The following is an 18,485-nucleotide window of genomic DNA, read 5'->3' as shown; positions in this document are numbered from 1 at the left end:
TTAGATATCATATATAGTATCAAGTCTGTTATCTCGTGATACTGCATTAGTAGACGGTTTCACTAATGTGGAAAAATCAGCACCTTCAATGTTTTTTGCTAACGTCATCATTTCTAAATATTTGTCCGCGTTATGTTCTTCACTCTGATATATTTTGTATCTCCAATAACGCCAAAGTGAGGTCAGTACAGCCGCATATTCCGTATAGGTTTTTAACACATTAAACTCGGTTTCCAATATAACTCTTCTTGATTGGTAGCCAGTAATTAACGATTTTGCTTTTGTCAGTGATAATTCCCCATCGATGCTACAAGTACCGACGATAGCCATACCGATATCGAAGACTGAGTGGTAGATACAGGCCAACTCGAAGTCAATCATGCTGACGAAGTGCTCTCCGTCGAATAACATATTATCGTAGAAAAGGTCACTATGAATCACTGATGTAGGTAAACCGTGGATACGGTCTACAGCCAGCTCACTAAGCCTGAGTTTAGCCCAGTTTTCATACTCAATGTCGATATTGGCGTCAAGAGTATCCATAAACTTCTTCTGCTCATAGAAAATAGAATCACCGATGAAGTCAGGGGCCGGTATCTCATGTAATTTAGCCATCGTCACACCAAGTTGTTTGAGCATTCTTTCACTCAAATCTTTATGGACATGACCATGCACGAAAGTTCGCAATAGCGATGGTTTTCCCCTGAGTGTAATCGCGTAGTTTTCTTGTTGTTTAGGGCTGATTAAGAGCGAAGTCCTAAGCTCATTTAACGCCAGCCAAACAAGTGTATTGGCCATGATTTCAACTTCATCGCGGGTTTGCTCTTCAATAATACTCAGAACACAGTCACCAATATTCGTCTCAATAAGAAAATTGGTATTGCCAGAGCCCTCCCCCAGGAAAGCACTGGTTTTTATCGTGAGCCCATAGACGGATTCAATATGCTGAATCTCATCACGGTTTAACTTTAAACTCGTTTTCATTATCTTTTCCACATGCATTCATGATAGTGCTTGGTTTAAGTCTTCATATAGATCTGAAACGTCTTCGATCCCGACAGACATTCGGATTAACTGTGTCGTAACTCCAGACTTTTTTTGTTCCTGTGGACTTAGGCTTCTGAAAGATGATGAAGCCTGATAAGGCGAATTTAATGTGGTTTCTAAGTCACCTAGGCTATTTGATGGAGTAATTAAGTTTAATTGCCGTTGAAAACTTGTCGCATCAAATTTGTGTGATAACTCAAAGCTAACCATTCCCCCGAAGCCACGCATCTGGTCACATGCTATCTTGTGATTTTCGTGACTGGGTAAGCCGGGATAGTGGACTTTCGTAATGTTTGGGTGTTCATTTAATCGAGAAGCAAGCTCCAAAGCATTCTGATTCACCTTATCCATTCGGATTGCCAATGTACGCAAACTCCTTTCAAGAAGGTGGCAAGCCTGAGCATTTAAGCATCCGCCAAAATCGTTCATATAGTCAGTCATCAGTGAAATCGACGCTTCACTACCGACAGCAACACCGCCTGATACATCGCCGTGCCCACCTAAAAACTTGGTCGCGCTGTGTAACACCATATCAACCCCGAGGTCCAATGGGTTTTGGTTAATTGGTGTCGCAATGGTGTTATCTATGAACGTGAATAGCCCTTTGCTTTTTGCGAATTTGACTAATCGTTCTATATCCATAATCTTCAATAATGGATTGGTCGGTGTTTCTATATAAATAGCCCTAGTATTAGAATTTACTGCTTTGAGGATACTCTCAACGTCACAACTTTCGGAGACACTGTATGTGATCCCAAGCTTTAAGAAATGATTCTGAACAAACTTTAGTGCTCCCGAATAAACACTATTCTGTAGAACAATATGGTCACCGGCTTTTAAATGTGAAAGCATCGCTGTCGAGATAGCAGCCATACCTGAGCTCAAGATCAATGCAGCTTCACCACCACTCTCTAATGCACACATCTTTTGAGCAACTGCACGTTGATTAGGTAAGTTTGCATGCCTTGGATAAACATCTTCATTCATATCAAGATGTCGATGGGAACTAGAAGGAAATAGTGGCGATAGGATCCCACCATGCATGTCATCTTTTATTGTCCCGCTGTGAACAGCAATAGTTTGTTTTGATTGCACGATTGATACTCTTTATATAGTAACTGTAGGTGTGGGTTTATGATCACACGATGTATATCGTGGTTAATATGGCGTGTTTGGTGTTGCTAACATTGGCGTGAAATCAATGAGAATTACATCCCGATGACCGATTTCTGATTGCTCGTCTACATGAATGGGCTTTACTTGATGCCATACTAATTCGTCAACTAAGCCGATCGAATCAAGCGTATCATGCATGATTTGTCGGCAAAGAACGTTCGTCTTCGTATTATCTGTAATGATATTCTCACCACCACACACACCGACACGATTTATCAAGTGGATCCACGTACATGGCTCACCATCTTTATGAAGTCGGTTAGGTACTGAAATGCTAGGTGAATCAACTTTCGCTTCCATGCGAATAAAATGGATTCCAACTTCCATCGGAAGTGTTGAAGGATGCTGTCTTAATGGAGAATTCTCAAAGTCGTGAAGAACCATTGACCGAATTAGGTTATTTGACAATATGTCATCTGGTACAGGTTGAAACGCTCTCGCTTGACTGATGACTTCATCATTGAATCCAATATCTTGCTTGTAATAAGACGTAGTCTCAGAAGCATGAGGAACAAGGAGTTTATAACAAGGCAAGAATATGTACTTACTGTGTTGACGATAACGGCCGGAGTTTTGATCGTATGGATCGTTAGCAAGAGAATCAAAATGCTTTTGAATCATATTTAAGTCATGCTGCTGACTCATACTTAGAGTGAAATCATTCGAACGTAAATAACAAAACCCAAGATCCGTCATACTAGAATATGCGTCCACTTGACAAGTGAGTGGTGTGCCAAAATCCGTATCCGTTTTGTAATTACTGTCGGAAATATCATTTTCGATGATCATCGTATAATTGCCTTTTTACTAAATTATAATTGATTCGATATAAAGCATTGTGCTGAGAAATATATAAAATTGTAGATAACGATTTATCCGTGTTAATAGAAATAGACGGATCCATAGATTATCTAGTGACATGATTCATTCGTTACTCACTATTGTGGAAGAATATATGGTTAACACATATTCAGTCGTTCTGATCTCGACCATTTCAATTGATTCACACTGTAAATTTACTTATGGCGCTTGATATGTACTGATTGTGCTCTGAACAACTGATTTTTTTGTAACATTCTGCTTTCATCTCTTCTAAAATGCTGAATAGTTTAACATGCCATTTAATTAACAAATTATCAGCATATAATCTGGTTAACACTTTTGCAGCAGAACATCTCATTAAAAATGCAATATAACACATATATAATCAACTGCGGGCATAATAAATGAGAAGGAAAAGGATTGCAAGGGTGTTAATCGCTTGAATGATTCATTGAATAATTGTAAATTTAGTGAATAAAAATCTACACTTGATGACGGTTTGTACGAAATCTTACCGATAATCATCATGTATCCGCATTTCTAACAAAAGGTTTTATATGCTTGCAATAAATGAATTACCAGATGAAAATGCTAAAAGATTGGTTGCCGTATTGAATAAAAAAGTTGATATAGGAAGGCTATTGAATGCTCTTGGGCACATGACCTCTGGACTTATTGCCCAGATTAAAGATGTTGATAGTCTGTGTTTCTTAGAATACAAAGACATGGACGGAGGCGTTCATCCTTCGATTTCACATTATCCATTTATTGTTTTGAGAGCGGATAATTCAAATAAAATACGGAAAGTGCGGAATGAGCTGATACAACGTCAGATTCCATTCACTGACTTTATTCATACGATGATCATCGGTACGTCTGAAGAACAACTAAAAGCAACTTCAGAAACCGAAGACCATGATTTGGAGTATTTTGGTATATGTATGTTTGGTAATACTTCCGAGATTAAGGATTTGACGAAAACATTTAGCCTCTTCAAATAGGATGAATAATCTTAAAATAGCGACATACGGTCCTTCATGTGTCAAAAAAATAAAAACTTGTATTATATTTCAACGTCTATCTTTATACATAAATACAAATAAAGTTGCAGCTCGAAACAGGAAAATTTCACCCGGTGTTGGATTACTTTTTGGCAGTATGAGGTAACCGTCTCGTGGTCGATGAGCTCCAAAACGTTTCAGGCGCTAAGTTATTGGCTTTCAGTGCATCCTCTATTGCTGTTCTCTTGTCGGTCAGCTTGATATCACTGGCATCGAGAAGGATGCCGATATAGGTACCACTGTGTGCGACGGCAATGCCGAGCCCACCATACTGATCACAAATATCAATGAATAAACTCAGGTGTTTATTGGGTCTGAACCGTTGGTTTAAAATTGAACTCATCGTGGTGACATGACCGATCTCATCACAGTCACCGTGCTTGACTGCATGCTGGATGCGCTGCAACAAATCCTGATATTGCTCTCTTTCGGCAATACCCATGCCGGGGTGCGTTTTCTGATGCGTCACGGTATCAACACTTCCCCCTTCATCATGAGCAACAATGACCATTGGAGGTAATGGGCCAAGATCGGCAATTAAATGCCCGATATTTTGATGGAATGCGACACAGTGGCCGAACATCACAGCATCTGTTGGCTCAATTTGACACAACAGATGAGCGAGATCGGCATCGCTGATATGCATGTGATAATGGTCGGTAATTGCCCGGGCAACCGCAACGAGGTCGGCTGATGAGCTTGCTAATCCTTTACTCTCAGGGATATCCGACTCAATCTCAAGCAAGCCAGTGCATGGCAGTTGATAGCGACGCAACAGCGCATCTGCCAAAGCCAGTGCCTTAGTCTTATGAGGAGGACAAACTTGCAATCCCATATCATCTTCGCCGCGATAAAACTTTGCTTTCACGTAGCGATGAATCGGGAAAGTCACGAGGAAGTCTTGCCCATTGGGTAACATCCCTTGCAACAACTCGCCAAATGTACAGCAAGACTGACCGAAACCAAAATCACGGAGGCCGCTTGAATTCTGTGGTTCAGACAGGATATCAATCAACGGATCACTCGTTGCCTGAGGGATTTGAGCAAGGCACACCATCTGATGAGGTAACATATAAAAGGTAACTTTTTACTGAATTTAGTCTTGATACGTGGTTCATCGATGACTGAGGCGACCATCGGATACAGACGGTCGCCCTCATTTTATATTGTCATCCAGTAGGATAAACAGCGAGCTAGATTTGAGTCAGGTTGTCATGAAAGATTGAGATTGCGACGCACCCGTAATTTTCGTGGTACCAATTCAATGCCGGGCTGATGGCGTTTCGCGGTTGCATTTAAAGCCACTGCCAGTGCGCTGTCTGCAATCAGTTCGAACTGCTGCGGTAAGGAGTTAATTTTCAGCGGTAAAAAGTCGAGTAGCCGGTTATCACCAAACGTTGCCAAGCGGATGTTGTCCATCAGTTGTGGGTGTTCCAGTAACACATCCAGAATCCCTTCCAACAAGGTATATGAGGTTGATACGATCGCTTCCGGTACGGTGCCTTTATTCACCCACTCAGAAAAAATTTTCTTCCCTTCTTCGCGGTTAAAGTGATTCCCGTACCCTTCTAAAATCTGAATCCCCTTGGGCTTGACTGCTGCTTCAAATCCCAACTGCCGATCGGTAGAAATACTCAGCTCCGGCAATGCACCAATCAGACCAATCGACTGAAGCTGATCGTCCAAAACCGATTCGGTCAACTCTAAAGCAGCACTATAATCTTCACTGACCACACAGGCGAAGAATTCATCATCCAACGGACGGTCAATCGCAATCACGGGGGTTCCGGCTTGCTGCAGCCCGTAATAGAATTCATTGGCGTTCGGAATCGAGCTGGCAACAAACAAAGCATCAATCCGGCGAGCAATCAGCGTGTTTGCGACAGACATTTCCGTTTTGGGATTGTCATCCGAGCAAGCAATGAGAATTTGATATCCCGCTTGTCTGGAGTTCTGCTCCAGTAATTTAGATAAACGCGCATAACTGGTGTTCTCTAGATCCGGAATAATCAATCCGAATGACCGACTGTTCCCGGCGCGCAAAGCAGAAGCCGTGTGATCGGGACGGTAATTATGCGCATTCACCACATCCATAACTTTCAACTGAGTCTTTTCACTGATGCGATACTTTTGTGCTTTTCCATTGATCACATAACTTGCAGTGGTTTTCGACACGCCAGCTAATTTGGCAATTTCATCTAGTGTCATATCGCTACTCTTTTTAGTGTGCGTCGGATCATAGAAATAAAAATTAAGATCCTCAATAGGATTGAACTATAAGCTGAATCGATTCACTATAAAAGCTGAAAGGATTCAGCAAAATTCAAAAATGATAGCGAAATCGACTTTTTTGGACTATTTATTAGATAACTTCCATTTTATGAGCAATATGAAGTGATTTTTGCTGACTTTTTTTAAATAGATACTGAAACGATTCAGCTATTTTCATAACAAAACGATGGTGCAGACACCCAGGGATGTTTTTCCCAACCAGAAACTCCATTTAGAGAGTTATCGGATATGTCCGCACCAAAGCGCCAAATAAGGCAATTAAAGGGGCCAAACATGCTGCAACTCACTCCTCATGACATCCATCTGGGACAGTCTCAATCGAATAAACAAGATGCAATTCGTGCAATTGCGACCCACCTGAGCGAGAAGGGACTCGTTGATGCTGGTTACGTCGATGGCATGCTCAACCGGGAAGCACAAAATTCAACATTCCTCGGCAATGGTATTGCCATTCCGCATGGTACAACCGATACCCGCTCTTTAGTCAAAGAAACCGGTGTGGCTGTGCACCATTTTCCTCAGGGCGTTGATTGGGGTGATGGCAATACCGTTTATGTCGCAATCGGTATCGCTGCCAAATCTGACGAGCATCTCGGTATTTTAAAACAGCTGACCAAAGTGCTGTCAGCCGATGGTGTTGAACAAAAACTGCAACAGGCAACTCAAGCGCAAGAAATCATTGCCCTGCTTAATGGTGATGTTCAGTTTGAAGCTGACTTTGATGACTCGCTGATTCAATTGCAATTCCCGGCAACGGACATGACACCGCTGTCTGCGGTCGCCAGCGGCTTGCTGAAAAACAAAGGTTGTGTGAACAGCGAGTTTGTGGCCGATGTGGTCGCCAAAGAGGCAACCCCACTCGGTGGTGGTTTGTGGCTCACCAGTAGCAATCGCGGTGTTGCCCGTACCGGTCTGGCATTCATCACTGCCAATGATGCTTTTGACATCCAAGGTCAGTCAGTCAAAGGACTGATCGTCGTTGCTGCTTGCAATGGCGCACATCAGCCGTTGATGCAAAAAATCACTGAGATTGTCTTCCAGAAAAATCAACAAGCCCTATTCACCAGTGACAAACAAGCCGTTCTGGCAGCGTTTGGCATGGCAGAGGCGGTACCGGCAAGTGCAAACGACAGCGCCAACAGTGCGGTTTTCCAAGTGAAAAATTCACATGGTCTGCACGCTCGTCCGGGCGCAATGCTGGTGGCGGAAGCGAAGAAATTTGAATCTGACATCAAAGTCGCCAATCTCGATGGCGATGGTAAAGTCGTTAATGCGAAGAGCCTGATGAAAGTCATCGCACTGGGTGTGAAATGCGGGCACAGACTTGAATTTACCGCTAACGGTTCAGATGCAAGCCAAGCACTTGAAGCGCTGGGTGCCGCGATTAATGCGGGTCTAGGCGAACATTAAGGGGTCATTATGACGAATCGAGTAGTCACCATTACACTCAACCCGGCACTGGATCTGACTGGCAGCCTTGACACATTACAAGTCGGTTCGGTCAGTCTGGTCAATCAAGGTTCGCTTCATGCCGCAGGAAAAGGGGTCAACGTCGCTCAGGTGCTTAGTGATCTGGGTGCCGAAGTCACCGTGACCGGTTTTCTGGGTAAAGACAATCAAGACATTTTTTGTCAGACATTTGAAGCAATGGGCGCAACGGATGAATTTATCCGCGTTGATGGCGCAACCCGAATCAACGTGAAGCTGGTTGAATCTTCCGGTGAAGTCAGCGATATCAACTTCCCCGGTGTCGAAGTATCCGCACAGGCGATTACAGCATTTGAAAAAACGTTGTTCCGACTGGCTGAAAGTCACGAATACTTTGTTCTGGCAGGCAGCTTGCCGAAAGGCATTTCTCCTCAGCTTTGTGCATCTTGGATCGAGCAACTCCACCAACTGGGTAAGAAAGTGTTATTCGATAGCAGCCGCGATGCGCTTGCCGCTGGTCTGGACGCTCATCCGTGGTTAATTAAACCCAATGATGAAGAATTGTCGCATTTCGTCGGTAGACTGCTTGAGTCTGCGGCTGAATGTCAGCAAGCAGCGAGTGAACTCGCGGCAAAAGAGATTGAGAATATCGTTGTCTCAATGGGTGCAAACGGGGTGATGTGGCTCAACAACAATGAATGGCTACATGCACAACCACCTCGGATGAATGTCGTCAGTACCGTCGGAGCCGGTGATACGCTGGTTGCCGGGTTGTGCTGGGGACATATGCAGTCCATGAAGAAGGAGGAACTACTTACCTTTGCAACGGCACTATCTGCACTCGCAGTAAGTCAGGTGGGTGTCGGTGTGGCCGATATCCAACAGTTAAACACCCTACAACAGCAGATCCAATTACAACCGTATAGCCCTGAGGCTAGTAATTAAGGACAACAATAAGGTCGTAACTATGAAAATTGCCATTATAACTGCGTGCCCAAGTGGCGTCGCAAATAGTATTCTCGCTGCCGGTTTGTTAGAACAAGCAACGAAGTCTCTGGATTGGTCAGCAACGGTTGAATGTCACTCTTCCGTTGTCGATGGCTATACGCTCACTGACGCCGATATTGCTGAAGCGGAGCTGGTTGTCATTGCTGCCAATACACCTGTTGATACCACCCGTTTCGTTGGCAAAAAAGTTTACCAAAGCGATATTGCCGCATGTACAGCAGATCCAACTGCATATCTGAAAACAGCCGCTGAACAAGCGCAAGTCCTTGATAAAGCACAATCTGTAGCTGCGGCCCCGGCTGCATCAGCAGGGACAGCCAAAAAAATCGTGGCAATTACTGCCTGTCCGACGGGTGTTGCGCACACATTCATGGCGGCTGAAGCACTGGAAAACACGGCTAAAACCATGGGGCACCAAATTAAGGTGGAAACGCGTGGTTCTGTCGGTGCAAAAAACCAACTGACTGCCGAAGATATTGCAGCAGCGGATCTCGTGATCATCGCTGCGGATATTGAGGTACCACTGGATCGTTTCAACGGTAAGACACTCTACCGGACCAAAACAGGCCCGGCCCTGAAAAAAACACAGGAAGAGATCGAAAAAGCATTCGTTCAGGCAACTGTTTATCAGGGGTCTGCCGGTTCCAGTGAAGCGGCAACTGAAGAGAAAAAAGGTGTTTATAAGCACTTGATGACTGGTGTATCACACATGTTGCCCGTAGTGGTTGCCGGTGGTTTGATCATCGCCTTGTCATTCGTCTTCGGGATTGAAGCCTTTAAAGAAGAAGGCACCCTTGCCGCTGCACTGATGAAAATCGGTGGTGGTTCCGCATTTGCGCTGATGATTCCGGTTCTGGCGGGTTACATTGCCTTCTCGATTGCAGACCGTCCCGGACTTGCCCCCGGTTTAGTCGGTGGTATGTTAGCCAGCTCTATCGGTGCTGGTTTCCTCGGTGGTATTGTCGCTGGTTTCATCGCAGGTTACGCAGCAAAACTGATTGCAGATAAAGTACAACTGCCTCAGTCGATGGAAGCATTGAAACCGATTCTGATCATCCCATTCTTAGCCACACTGGCGACCGGTTTGATCATGATTTATATCGTGGGTACGCCCGTTGCGAATATCATGTCAGCAATGACCACATTCCTTGAGAACATGGGCTCAGGTAATGCGATTCTGCTGGGGATTATTCTTGGTGCAATGATGTGCTTTGACTTGGGTGGTCCGGTCAATAAAGCAGCCTATACCTTTGGTGTTGGTCTGTTGGCTTCTCAACAATATCTGCCAATGGCGGCAATCATGGCTGCCGGTATGGTGCCGGCATTGGGTATGGGTGTTGCAACCTTTATCGCCAAAAGTAAATTTGAGAAAAGTGAACAAGAAGCAGGTAAAGCATCATTCGTGCTGGGTCTGTGCTTCATCTCTGAAGGTGCGATTCCATTTGCAGCGAAAGATCCAATGCGCGTCATCCCTGCTTGTATGGCTGGTGGTGCAGTCACCGGTGCATTATCAATGTTGTTTGGTGCGAAGCTGATGGCACCGCACGGTGGTCTGTTCGTACTGTTAATTCCAAATGCAATTTCACCAGTGCTGATGTATTTGGTTGCGATTGCTGTCGGTACAGCAATTACCGGTATTGGCTATGCGATGCTCAAACCTCAGTCAGCGTTAGAAAAAGCAGTCTCCTAAACCCCTTGGGGCATATCATTTTGCTCCATTGAAAACGGTTAGCCAGTGGGAATAATTTCCCACTGGCTTTTTTATATTCGACGCTCATCCATAAGATGGGTCATGACAGATAAAACACGTCACCATCGCGACGCTTCCTCCTGATGACTCGCTATCAATGACCAGATATAAATAACCAGATATAAATAACCAGATATAAAAAATCCCCTCAGACCCAATGTCTGAGGGGATCGTCAATGTAGTAGATCAATACGCTCGCTCAACCACCGGTTCCAAATGGTAAATAGAACGTATCAGTATCACTCCATTGATTATCGGCCTAAGTAGTTCATCAGCCAATTCATTGCCGGACGTGGTGCGCCATTGTCATAAATCAGACCTGAGCCATCAACCCATGTTCTGCCGACAACATATCCCCACAACGTAATCCCAGCAACCGCATCGGAGTTATAGAATAACGGGAACTGTTGTCTCATGACATTCAGTTGTTCCTGATCATTCCCTCTGGCAACGTCATATTCGGAAATATAAATTGGTAATCCCAGTCCGATCACTTTGTTCAGATTCGATTGCAATTGAGATACAGAGAAGTTTTCTAACCCATGGGCCTGAAGACCAATCGCATCGACAACCCCAGCTTGTACCGCAGGTCTTGCCATCGCAATGAATTGATCCGTGTTCCAGCTTAACACGTTGTAATCGTTAAGAATCAATGTTGCATTCGGACAATGTTTACGTGCTAGTTGGAATGACTTGGTGATCCAATTATTACCAAAGGCTCTTCTGGCATACTGAGCCGGAGCATGGCCCGGTGTTGCTTCGTTAACGACGTCAATCATCGCAACATCAGGATAGCGCTGACAGAAATCATGCATCCATTCTTCGATTTCGGCCGCCTGCTCAGATGGACTTAAGCGATCGACCCAAGACGGATACTGGTTTCCCCAGACAAACGTATGCTGTTTAAATGGAATATTATGTTGTTTCGCATAATTATAAGAGGCATCAACCCCACTCCAGTTGTAAACATCACGGGTTCTTTCGACGGATCCCCATTTACCTTCATTCTCTGGTGTGATCTGATCCCAGTATCTGGCAAAATCGCCACGAACCTGACCAGAAGTGGTGATATTTCCGACGAATTTTTTACCGTTTCCGGGGTTGCCAGGATCACCACCGCCGACATCTTCAACCGACATATCATCTGCATAGTAACTGACGCGGCTATTATCAGATTCAATAATGAAATGCTGGAACGGTGAGCCAGACTGACTATATGACCCTTTCAGCTCAACCCACTGATAATCTTTAGCCTGTACGCTTCCAATCCGGACATATTCATTATTCGTCCGTTTACCAGTCAGAATAATGTTCGCACCTTGAGATCCCGGCGCTAACCGGACCCAAACGGATACATTATATTTTTTACCATTGACTAATGGTGCAGGCTTAAACGTAATACCATTCCAAGTCGCGTTGCGGTTTAAGATTTGGACACTTGCCGCCCCACTATGACTTGCTTGATTCGTACGAGTGATATACCCCCCAACTGATGACCAGTTGGTTAACCCATTTTCAACACCACCATTATTTGCCAAACCAGCAAATGATTCAGAAGCATAATATGCTTCGAACCCAGATGACGCTGCAGCACTGACATCTGCCTGAGTGTCGGCAGTCGCACTCATGAATGGCATCATCAGGGCAGCCAAAGCCGTTAAAATCGGCCCTGTCCGAACCTGCTTTGCACTGAAGCCTAGCCATTGTCGTTGTGTTATTTCCTTCATGTTTTCTCCTTTGCGTTAAGACGCTGATATCACTGTTTATCAAGCGAATTTTTCGATAATGAAAAAGCCCATGACAAACAGCTCAAATATAGACCAGAAATATAAATCAGGTCGCATATAGAATATCACCAAATTAAAAATATGAGATATGCCATCTTAATTTTTTGTTATTTGCGTCCATATATTTTTAAAACGAAGTATCAATCTGTGATCGCGTCGTTGAATTAACGTTTGCAATCAATGGAGAACAAATTTGGCCTTCTATCAATATGATATGAATAAAAAATGGCCTCAGGGTATAAAATACCTTGAGGCCATTGAGTAATCCATTATATTAATTCATTGTTATTAAACCATCATTTTAATTTTATTACTTGTCTTTAGTTGAAAATATCAATAATTTGTGCCGTTTCATGAGATGCCATATCTCGAAAAAAGCTTTGTCCGAGCAGTACGGGAGAACGCGTCCGCTGTGAAGCATCGGTCAGCATAAATTCAGTTCGCTCTTTGATCTCTTGGCCAAATTCAACCCAAGTCACTACCACGGCATGTCGTTCCCCGGCAGCATCAGTGTTGCCCGATGCTGTCTTCATCCAGCGCATTACCGGTAAACTGACGGCAGCGCTTTTGCGCTGACCAGATTGAATACTGAACTGAACCCAATCCTGACCACTGCGCTGAAAATAGTTGACATCGGTCGTCGATAACCGGGATATCTCAGCATCCCGATCAAGCTGAACCGGAAATTTCTCATTGATCCCCGGCAGATACACCCAATCTTTCTGAGCGACGTCTGACTGCTGAGCCGGAGAGACAGTTGTTACATGTGTGGTCGTCTGAATATCCGTCATCGCCTGTTCATCAAGGCGTTCCGACTGCACTGGCTCAGCAGATATCTCCTCGGGCTCATCAGTGACATCCGCTGGCACACTCAATGTCTCTTGCGTTGCCACATCACTCTGCTGGGGTGCGAATTCATACCCATAGGCTTGATCGATCGGTTGCAGTGCTTTGTCACGATCCGCCTGGCTTGCATCCTGCTGTGTTGTTGATACCGCCACACCAACAGACCCCGAATGACTACATCCCACCAGTCCGCTAAACAGCATTAATATCATCCATGACTTCCATGGTCGTTTCATCCGGTTCCCCCACGCTTATTGTGCCGCCAAATTTTATGCTGCCACTGAAATTCATCAACTGAATCATATCGGTTGATGACTGTTCTCTTTATTACTGATCTATTTACTACTTATCTATTTATTACTTATCAAAGTGTGGCGGTTTATAGTTAACTTTCAAGATTTTAGTCGATTTTTTGTCCTGAAAACCACAAGTTTTTACGCTTTATGTCGACTCACCAGTGATCTGCTTTCCACTAATATGGACCAGACGGGCGATCTGAACCGTAGTCTGTGCAAGATGACTGGCAGCCTGAGCGAGTGCAGCCTCTAGTGTCATGACCGCTTGTACCGTACCAAAAGCGGCATCAATCCCCACCGCATGCAATTGCTGGTCCGTCGCTTTCACGCTTCCGGCAAGCGCGATAACAGGTTTACCATGACGTTTTGCAAGCTGGGCAATCCCAACCGGCACTTTACCATTGAGGCTTTGTGCATCAAGGCATCCTTCACCGGTAATGACCAAATCACAGCGGACAATTTCCGGTGCTAGATCAAGCGCTTCGATCACGAGTTCAATCCCCGGAGACAACCGGGCATTGAGAAACGCCATCAGTGCAGCGCCAACCCCACCCGCGGCCCCCGCTCCGGGCCGTTTATCAACGGCTTGACCGAACTGCCTTTCAATCACATCAGCATAATGAACCAAGCCCCGCTCCAGCGCCCGAACCATCGCCGGGGTCGCACCCTTCTGCGGTCCATAAACCGCTGCGGCGCCCGATTCTCCGGTTAATGGATTCGTCACATCACAAGCGACCTCAATCCGGCATGACTGCAAGCGTGGGTCTAAGCCGGAAAGGTCGATTGAATCGAGCCGAGACAACGTCGCGCCACCGGGCGGCAACTCATGCCCTTGTGCATCGACAAACGACACCCCCAACGCCTGCATCATCCCGACACCACCGTCATTGGTGGCACTCCCGCCGATTCCCAGCACCAGATGACGAATCCCCTCATCGAGTGCAGCACTGATCAATTGTCCGGTACCAAAACTCGTCGTCAGTAACGGATTACGTTCATCTGTCGTCAGTAATGCTAATCCGCTGGCTGCCGCCATTTCGATAAACGCGGTATGTCGATCATGACTCATCCCCCACTTCGCATCAATGGCAACGCCAATCGGGTTGTGAACGCGCGTCGTCACTTTTTGCCCTTGAGATGCCGTAACCAGCGCATCGACAAAGCCCTCACCGCCATCGGTGACCGGCTTTTTGATACACTCTGCCTCAGGAAAAACTTGCTGCCAGCTCTGTGCAATGATTTCAGCAACCTCAACGGCGCTCAGGCTCTCTTTAAATGAATCAGGGGCAATCACAATTCTCATCAATGTCTCTCCGTAATCTCGGTCGTATTCCGCAGTATGTCATCATTCTTAGTGGTCGAAACGATTCACCACATACACTCCATTCGTATTGAAAGTCGATAAGTACGCGATATAGATCAGTATATTACATAGAGAAATGGCACCACTCACCAAGATCACGGATTAAAGATAATGCTCACTGTGCGATGTCAAAAACTTGATGTCTTGATGTCTTGATGTCTTGATGTCTTGATATAAGGGAGGGGAGGGAAATGACCCGGATGTCTCAACCTGAAAAAGATCAATCGTGTGTCTCCGCTGAGTCAAGTGGGCTGTCCTGTTGCGGCAGGTCATACTCAACATCAGTCGTAGAATTTTTCGATATAAGAATGAGATTACATTCACTAATGATATTAATAACTATTTCATCAAATTAATCTTTCACTTTTAACTAGTGAAGTAACACTTTAGTTACGCTACGTTTACACACAGGTTACTAAAAAAATTCAATAAAAACCTTTGTTGAGGAGAAGTAAATATGAAAGTTTTAGTTCAGTTTGATCAAAGTGGCAAACATAGAGACCACGCTTGGGAAGCACCGATTGCTCATGCTAAAGGTGAATTGTTCGCTGTCAGTCCAATACTTGCTGTTCAATTACTCAAAAATCGCCAAGCCCACCTTTGTCTCAATGAGTCTGGAGAAGTTCGATTCAGCTCGTAGCTCATTTGACTCAGTTGATTACCATCGACTAAGTAGCTCTTAAAGAAATTCCCCCACATGTTTGGGTCGCGCCATCAGTCCAAGGCAACACCCAACATGTTTTTCTCTCCGCTTTTCTCTCTATTCGCATTCACCCGCTTTTGGTATGACCAACATTCGAATCGCACAATCACACATATCTTCAATATGTTGACTATCGGCATACACGCCATCGATGACCAATCGCGCTAAACCGTGCATGGTGCTCCAAATAACCTGTGCGAGCCGTACGGTTGTTTCTTCCTGAGGAAAAAGCCCCAATTGCTGCCAGCGAGCGGTGATGTCGACCTGATACTGAAAACAGAGGTAGGCAATTTCTTTTAATGCGGGAGTGGCCTGTGCTTGCTTCCAGATAGCCCGGCCAAACATCAGTTCATATGTTTCCGGCGTTGTGGTCGCATCCTGAATATAGTGATAAAAGAACTGGCGAAACGTCTCGTGATGATCATGCGTTGCGCTTTCGACTAATTGACGGGTACGCTGATACCAATGATGAAACCCCTGCTCAGCCAACGCGCAGAGTAATTCATTTTTATCCTGAAAATGGTGATATAACGCGGTCCGTGACACACCGACGTGGTCCGCCAGCTTGCGTAATGACAGCCCTTCAATCCCTGTGTCTCTCAGCATAAGATCGGCTGACTGTAATAAGCTTCGCCGCAGATCACCATGATGGTAGTTCAATTTTCTTGATTTCATACTCTGTAAATTAGCATGAATCTTGACAGTGTCAAAATCATCGACAATATTGACACTGTCAAGATAACAATCGAGGGACATGATTTATGACGGCATCTGCTCATCCGCACTATCCACATCTGTTCCAACCACTGGATTTAGGGTTTACGACCCTGAAAAACCGAGTGTTGATGGGGTCGATGCATACCGGATTGGAAGACATCCCTCACGGTGAAAAACGCCTTGCCGCTTATTATGCCGAACGTGCCAGAGGCGGCGTCGGTTTGATTGTGACCGGTGGCATCGGCCCGAACCCCGAAGGCGCAACACATCCGAATAGTCCGGGGCTCATCACCGCTGCACAAATTCAGGCCCATCGGGTGATCACCCAAGCCGTTCATACCGAAGGTGGCAAAATCTGCCTGCAAATTCTGCATACCGGACGATATGCTTATAACCCCGCGCTGGTGGCACCATCGGCAATTCAGGCACCGATTAACCGCTTCAAACCAAATGCCCTCGATGAATCAGGTATCGAAAAACAACTTGATGACTTTGTGCAAACGGCACTCAACGCACAACAGGCTGGTTATGATGGTGTCGAAATCATGGGCTCTGAAGGTTATCTGATCAATCAGTTCATTGCGACGCGTACCAACCAACGCGATGATCACTGGGGAGGAAACTATCACCATCGCATTCGCTTTCCGTTAGAAGTCGTGCGACGCGTCAGAGCCGCAGTGGGTCAACATTTCATTCTCATCTACCGTCTTTCGATGCTGGATCTGGTTGAGGGTGGCTCCAGTGCTGCAGAAGTTACCGAGCTCGGTCAAGCCATTGAAGCCGCCGGCGCAACCCTGATCAATACCGGCATTGGCTGGCATGAGGCCAGAATCCCCACGATTGCAACGTGTGTCCCACGGGCCGCTTTTACGTGGGTGACAAAACATTTTCGTCAAGCCTTTAAGATTCCGGTGATTACCACCAACCGTATTAACACCCCGGAAATGGCTGAAAGTGTCTTAGCCCGTGGTGATGCCGATATGGTTTCCATGGCTCGCCCTTTTTTGGCCGACCCCGAATTCGTCTACAAAGCCCAGCATGGCCGCAGTGATGAAATCAATACCTGTATCGGCTGTAATCAGGCGTGTCTCGACCATGTCTTTGCCGGCAAGATCGCTAGTTGTCTGGTGAATCCATTGGCTTGTCATGAAACCGAATTCGTGATCAGCCCCACCGCTCAACCGAAGCAAATCGCGGTGGTTGGTGCCGGCCCGGCCGGACTAGCCGCGGCTGTCACAGCGGCCCGGTGCGGTCATCGAGTCACCTTATTTGACGCCGCATCTGACATTGGTGGTCAATTTAATATTGCTAAACAAATTCCGGGCAAATCCGAGTTTCACGAGACGCTACGCTATTTTGCTCGTCAACTCGCGTTATTGCCGGTCGATATTCGGCTCAACACACACGTTGATGTTGAGCAACTCAATCAGTCGGATGTAGATGAAGTTATCATTGCAACCGGCGTCTTTCCCCGGACACCCGCAATAGAGGGGATCAATCACACAAAAGTGCTCAGTTATCTCGATGTCTTACGGGAACAACACGCTGTCGGTCAACGAGTCGCGATCATCGGTGCCGGAGGTATTGGGTTTGATGTAGCGGAATATCTGTCTCATGCACCGGGTCAAGCCGCATTGACCACACCCCAGACCTTTATGCAGCAATGGGGGATTGATATGGATCTCAAGGCCCGCGGTGGCATCGAAGGCATGCAACCCTCCCACCCGAAATCGCCACGCCAGATTTATCTTCTCCAACGTAAAACAGCCAAAGTAGGTGCAGCATTAGGCAAAACAACCGGCTGGATTCATCGCGCCAGTTTACAAAACAGAGGCGTTCAAATGATATCAGGCTGTGAGTATGTGCGGATTGATGATGATGGCCTGTGGCTACACGTCAACCACGAAGAGCAATGTCTCTGCGTGGATCATGTGATCATTTGTGCCGGACAAGAACCGCTGCGGACACTGACCGAGGGCCTGAATAAACCCTACCATTTGATCGGGGGGGCTGATCTCGCTGCTGAACTCGATGCCAAACGAGCCATTCATCAAGGCACGGTCACTGCGATGCAGATATAGTGCAATGATCAAAGAGAGTACAGTGATACTAATATAACGCAGTGGTACTAATATAATGCAGTGGTATCAATATCAATATAGCGCAATACCGGCATCAATCCCTAGTGC

At 45.7% G+C, this 18,485-nt stretch carries 15 protein-coding genes; 6 read left to right on the top strand and 9 right to left on the bottom strand.

Going from position 1 to position 18,485, the window contains the following annotated elements:
* The 3 genes from OCU60_RS19760 to OCU60_RS19750 form a co-directional block, all read right to left on the bottom strand.
* Nucleotides 1-984, bottom strand: a complete 984-nt coding sequence (locus OCU60_RS19760; protein WP_159439461.1) for a phosphotransferase — start codon at nt 982-984, stop codon at nt 1-3.
* An 18-nt stretch (nt 985-1,002) separates the two neighbouring features.
* Nucleotides 1,003-2,142, bottom strand: a complete 1,140-nt coding sequence (locus OCU60_RS19755) for a trans-sulfuration enzyme family protein (RefSeq protein WP_074373061.1) — start codon at nt 2,140-2,142, stop codon at nt 1,003-1,005.
* A 63-nt stretch (nt 2,143-2,205) separates the two neighbouring features.
* Nucleotides 2,206-3,012 carry a 2OG-Fe dioxygenase family protein gene (locus OCU60_RS19750; protein WP_074373060.1) on the bottom strand — a complete coding sequence of 269 codons (807 nt, stop codon included), beginning with the start codon at nt 3,010-3,012 and terminating at the stop codon, nt 2,206-2,208.
* 599 nt (nt 3,013-3,611) lie between these two features.
* Here OCU60_RS19750 and OCU60_RS19745 point away from each other — a divergent pair.
* Complete coding sequence (locus OCU60_RS19745; protein WP_205410492.1) at nt 3,612-4,046, top strand: DUF2000 domain-containing protein; 435 nt, start codon at nt 3,612-3,614, stop codon at nt 4,044-4,046.
* A 142-nt stretch (nt 4,047-4,188) separates the two neighbouring features.
* On the opposite strand, the gene OCU60_RS19740 is transcribed toward OCU60_RS19745, so the two are convergent.
* Both OCU60_RS19740 and cra read right to left on the bottom strand, forming a co-directional pair.
* Nucleotides 4,189-5,178, bottom strand: a complete 990-nt coding sequence (locus OCU60_RS19740; RefSeq protein WP_083602644.1) for a GHMP family kinase ATP-binding protein — start codon at nt 5,176-5,178, stop codon at nt 4,189-4,191.
* A 140-nt stretch (nt 5,179-5,318) separates the two neighbouring features.
* Nucleotides 5,319-6,314 (bottom strand): catabolite repressor/activator, encoded by a 996-nt coding sequence (cra, locus tag OCU60_RS19735; protein WP_074373058.1) that lies wholly within the window; start codon nt 6,312-6,314, stop codon nt 5,319-5,321.
* A 357-nt stretch (nt 6,315-6,671) separates the two neighbouring features.
* Here cra and fruB point away from each other — a divergent pair, with 357 nt between their 5' ends.
* From fruB to fruA, 3 genes are read left to right on the top strand one after another with little or no spacing between them, the layout of a single operon-like run.
* A complete protein-coding gene (gene fruB, locus OCU60_RS19730) occupies nt 6,672-7,808 on the top strand; it encodes a fused PTS fructose transporter subunit IIA/HPr protein (RefSeq protein ID WP_074373057.1) in 1,137 nt (378 codons plus the stop codon).
* 9 nt (nt 7,809-7,817) lie between these two features.
* Nucleotides 7,818-8,771, top strand: coding sequence for a 1-phosphofructokinase (pfkB, locus tag OCU60_RS19725; protein ID WP_074373056.1), 954 nt, complete (start codon nt 7,818-7,820; stop codon nt 8,769-8,771).
* Nucleotides 8,772-8,793: 22 nt separating this feature from the next.
* Nucleotides 8,794-10,524, top strand: a complete 1,731-nt coding sequence (fruA, locus tag OCU60_RS19720; RefSeq protein WP_074373055.1) for a PTS fructose transporter subunit IIBC — start codon at nt 8,794-8,796, stop codon at nt 10,522-10,524.
* Nucleotides 10,525-10,835: 311 nt separating this feature from the next.
* Here the strand turns inward: fruA and OCU60_RS19715 are convergent, their stop codons facing one another.
* From OCU60_RS19715 to OCU60_RS19705, 3 genes are all read right to left on the bottom strand, one after another.
* Nucleotides 10,836-12,311 carry an endo-1,4-beta-xylanase gene (locus OCU60_RS19715; RefSeq protein WP_074373054.1) on the bottom strand — a complete coding sequence of 492 codons (1,476 nt, stop codon included), beginning with the start codon at nt 12,309-12,311 and terminating at the stop codon, nt 10,836-10,838.
* Nucleotides 12,312-12,691: 380 nt separating this feature from the next.
* On the bottom strand, nt 12,692-13,453 hold the full coding sequence (locus OCU60_RS19710) for a putative ATP-dependent zinc protease (protein WP_083602643.1): 762 nt from the start codon (nt 13,451-13,453) through the stop codon (nt 12,692-12,694).
* A gap of 205 nt (nt 13,454-13,658) precedes the next feature.
* Nucleotides 13,659-14,816, bottom strand: a complete 1,158-nt coding sequence (locus OCU60_RS19705; protein ID WP_074373052.1) for a glycerate kinase — start codon at nt 14,814-14,816, stop codon at nt 13,659-13,661.
* 517 nt (nt 14,817-15,333) lie between these two features.
* On the opposite strand from OCU60_RS19705, the gene OCU60_RS19700 reads away from it, so the two are divergent.
* Nucleotides 15,334-15,516: a hypothetical protein gene (locus tag OCU60_RS19700; protein WP_074373051.1), complete on the top strand. Its 183-nt coding sequence runs from the start codon at nt 15,334-15,336 to the stop codon at nt 15,514-15,516.
* A gap of 120 nt (nt 15,517-15,636) precedes the next feature.
* Here OCU60_RS19700 and OCU60_RS19695 read toward each other — a convergent pair whose 3' ends face one another.
* Nucleotides 15,637-16,254: a TetR/AcrR family transcriptional regulator gene (locus OCU60_RS19695; RefSeq protein WP_074373088.1), complete on the bottom strand. Its 618-nt coding sequence runs from the start codon at nt 16,252-16,254 to the stop codon at nt 15,637-15,639.
* A gap of 86 nt (nt 16,255-16,340) precedes the next feature.
* On the opposite strand from OCU60_RS19695, the gene OCU60_RS19690 reads away from it, so the two are divergent.
* A complete protein-coding gene (locus OCU60_RS19690; RefSeq protein ID WP_074373050.1) occupies nt 16,341-18,377 on the top strand; it encodes an NADPH-dependent 2,4-dienoyl-CoA reductase in 2,037 nt (678 codons plus the stop codon).
* Nucleotides 18,378-18,485: the final 108 nt, after the last annotated feature.

The sequence above is a fragment of the Vibrio spartinae genome (genome assembly GCF_024347135.1).
Lineage (GTDB): Bacteria > Pseudomonadota > Gammaproteobacteria > Enterobacterales > Vibrionaceae > Vibrio > Vibrio spartinae.
This window is presented reverse-complemented; position numbering and strand designations above follow the sequence as displayed.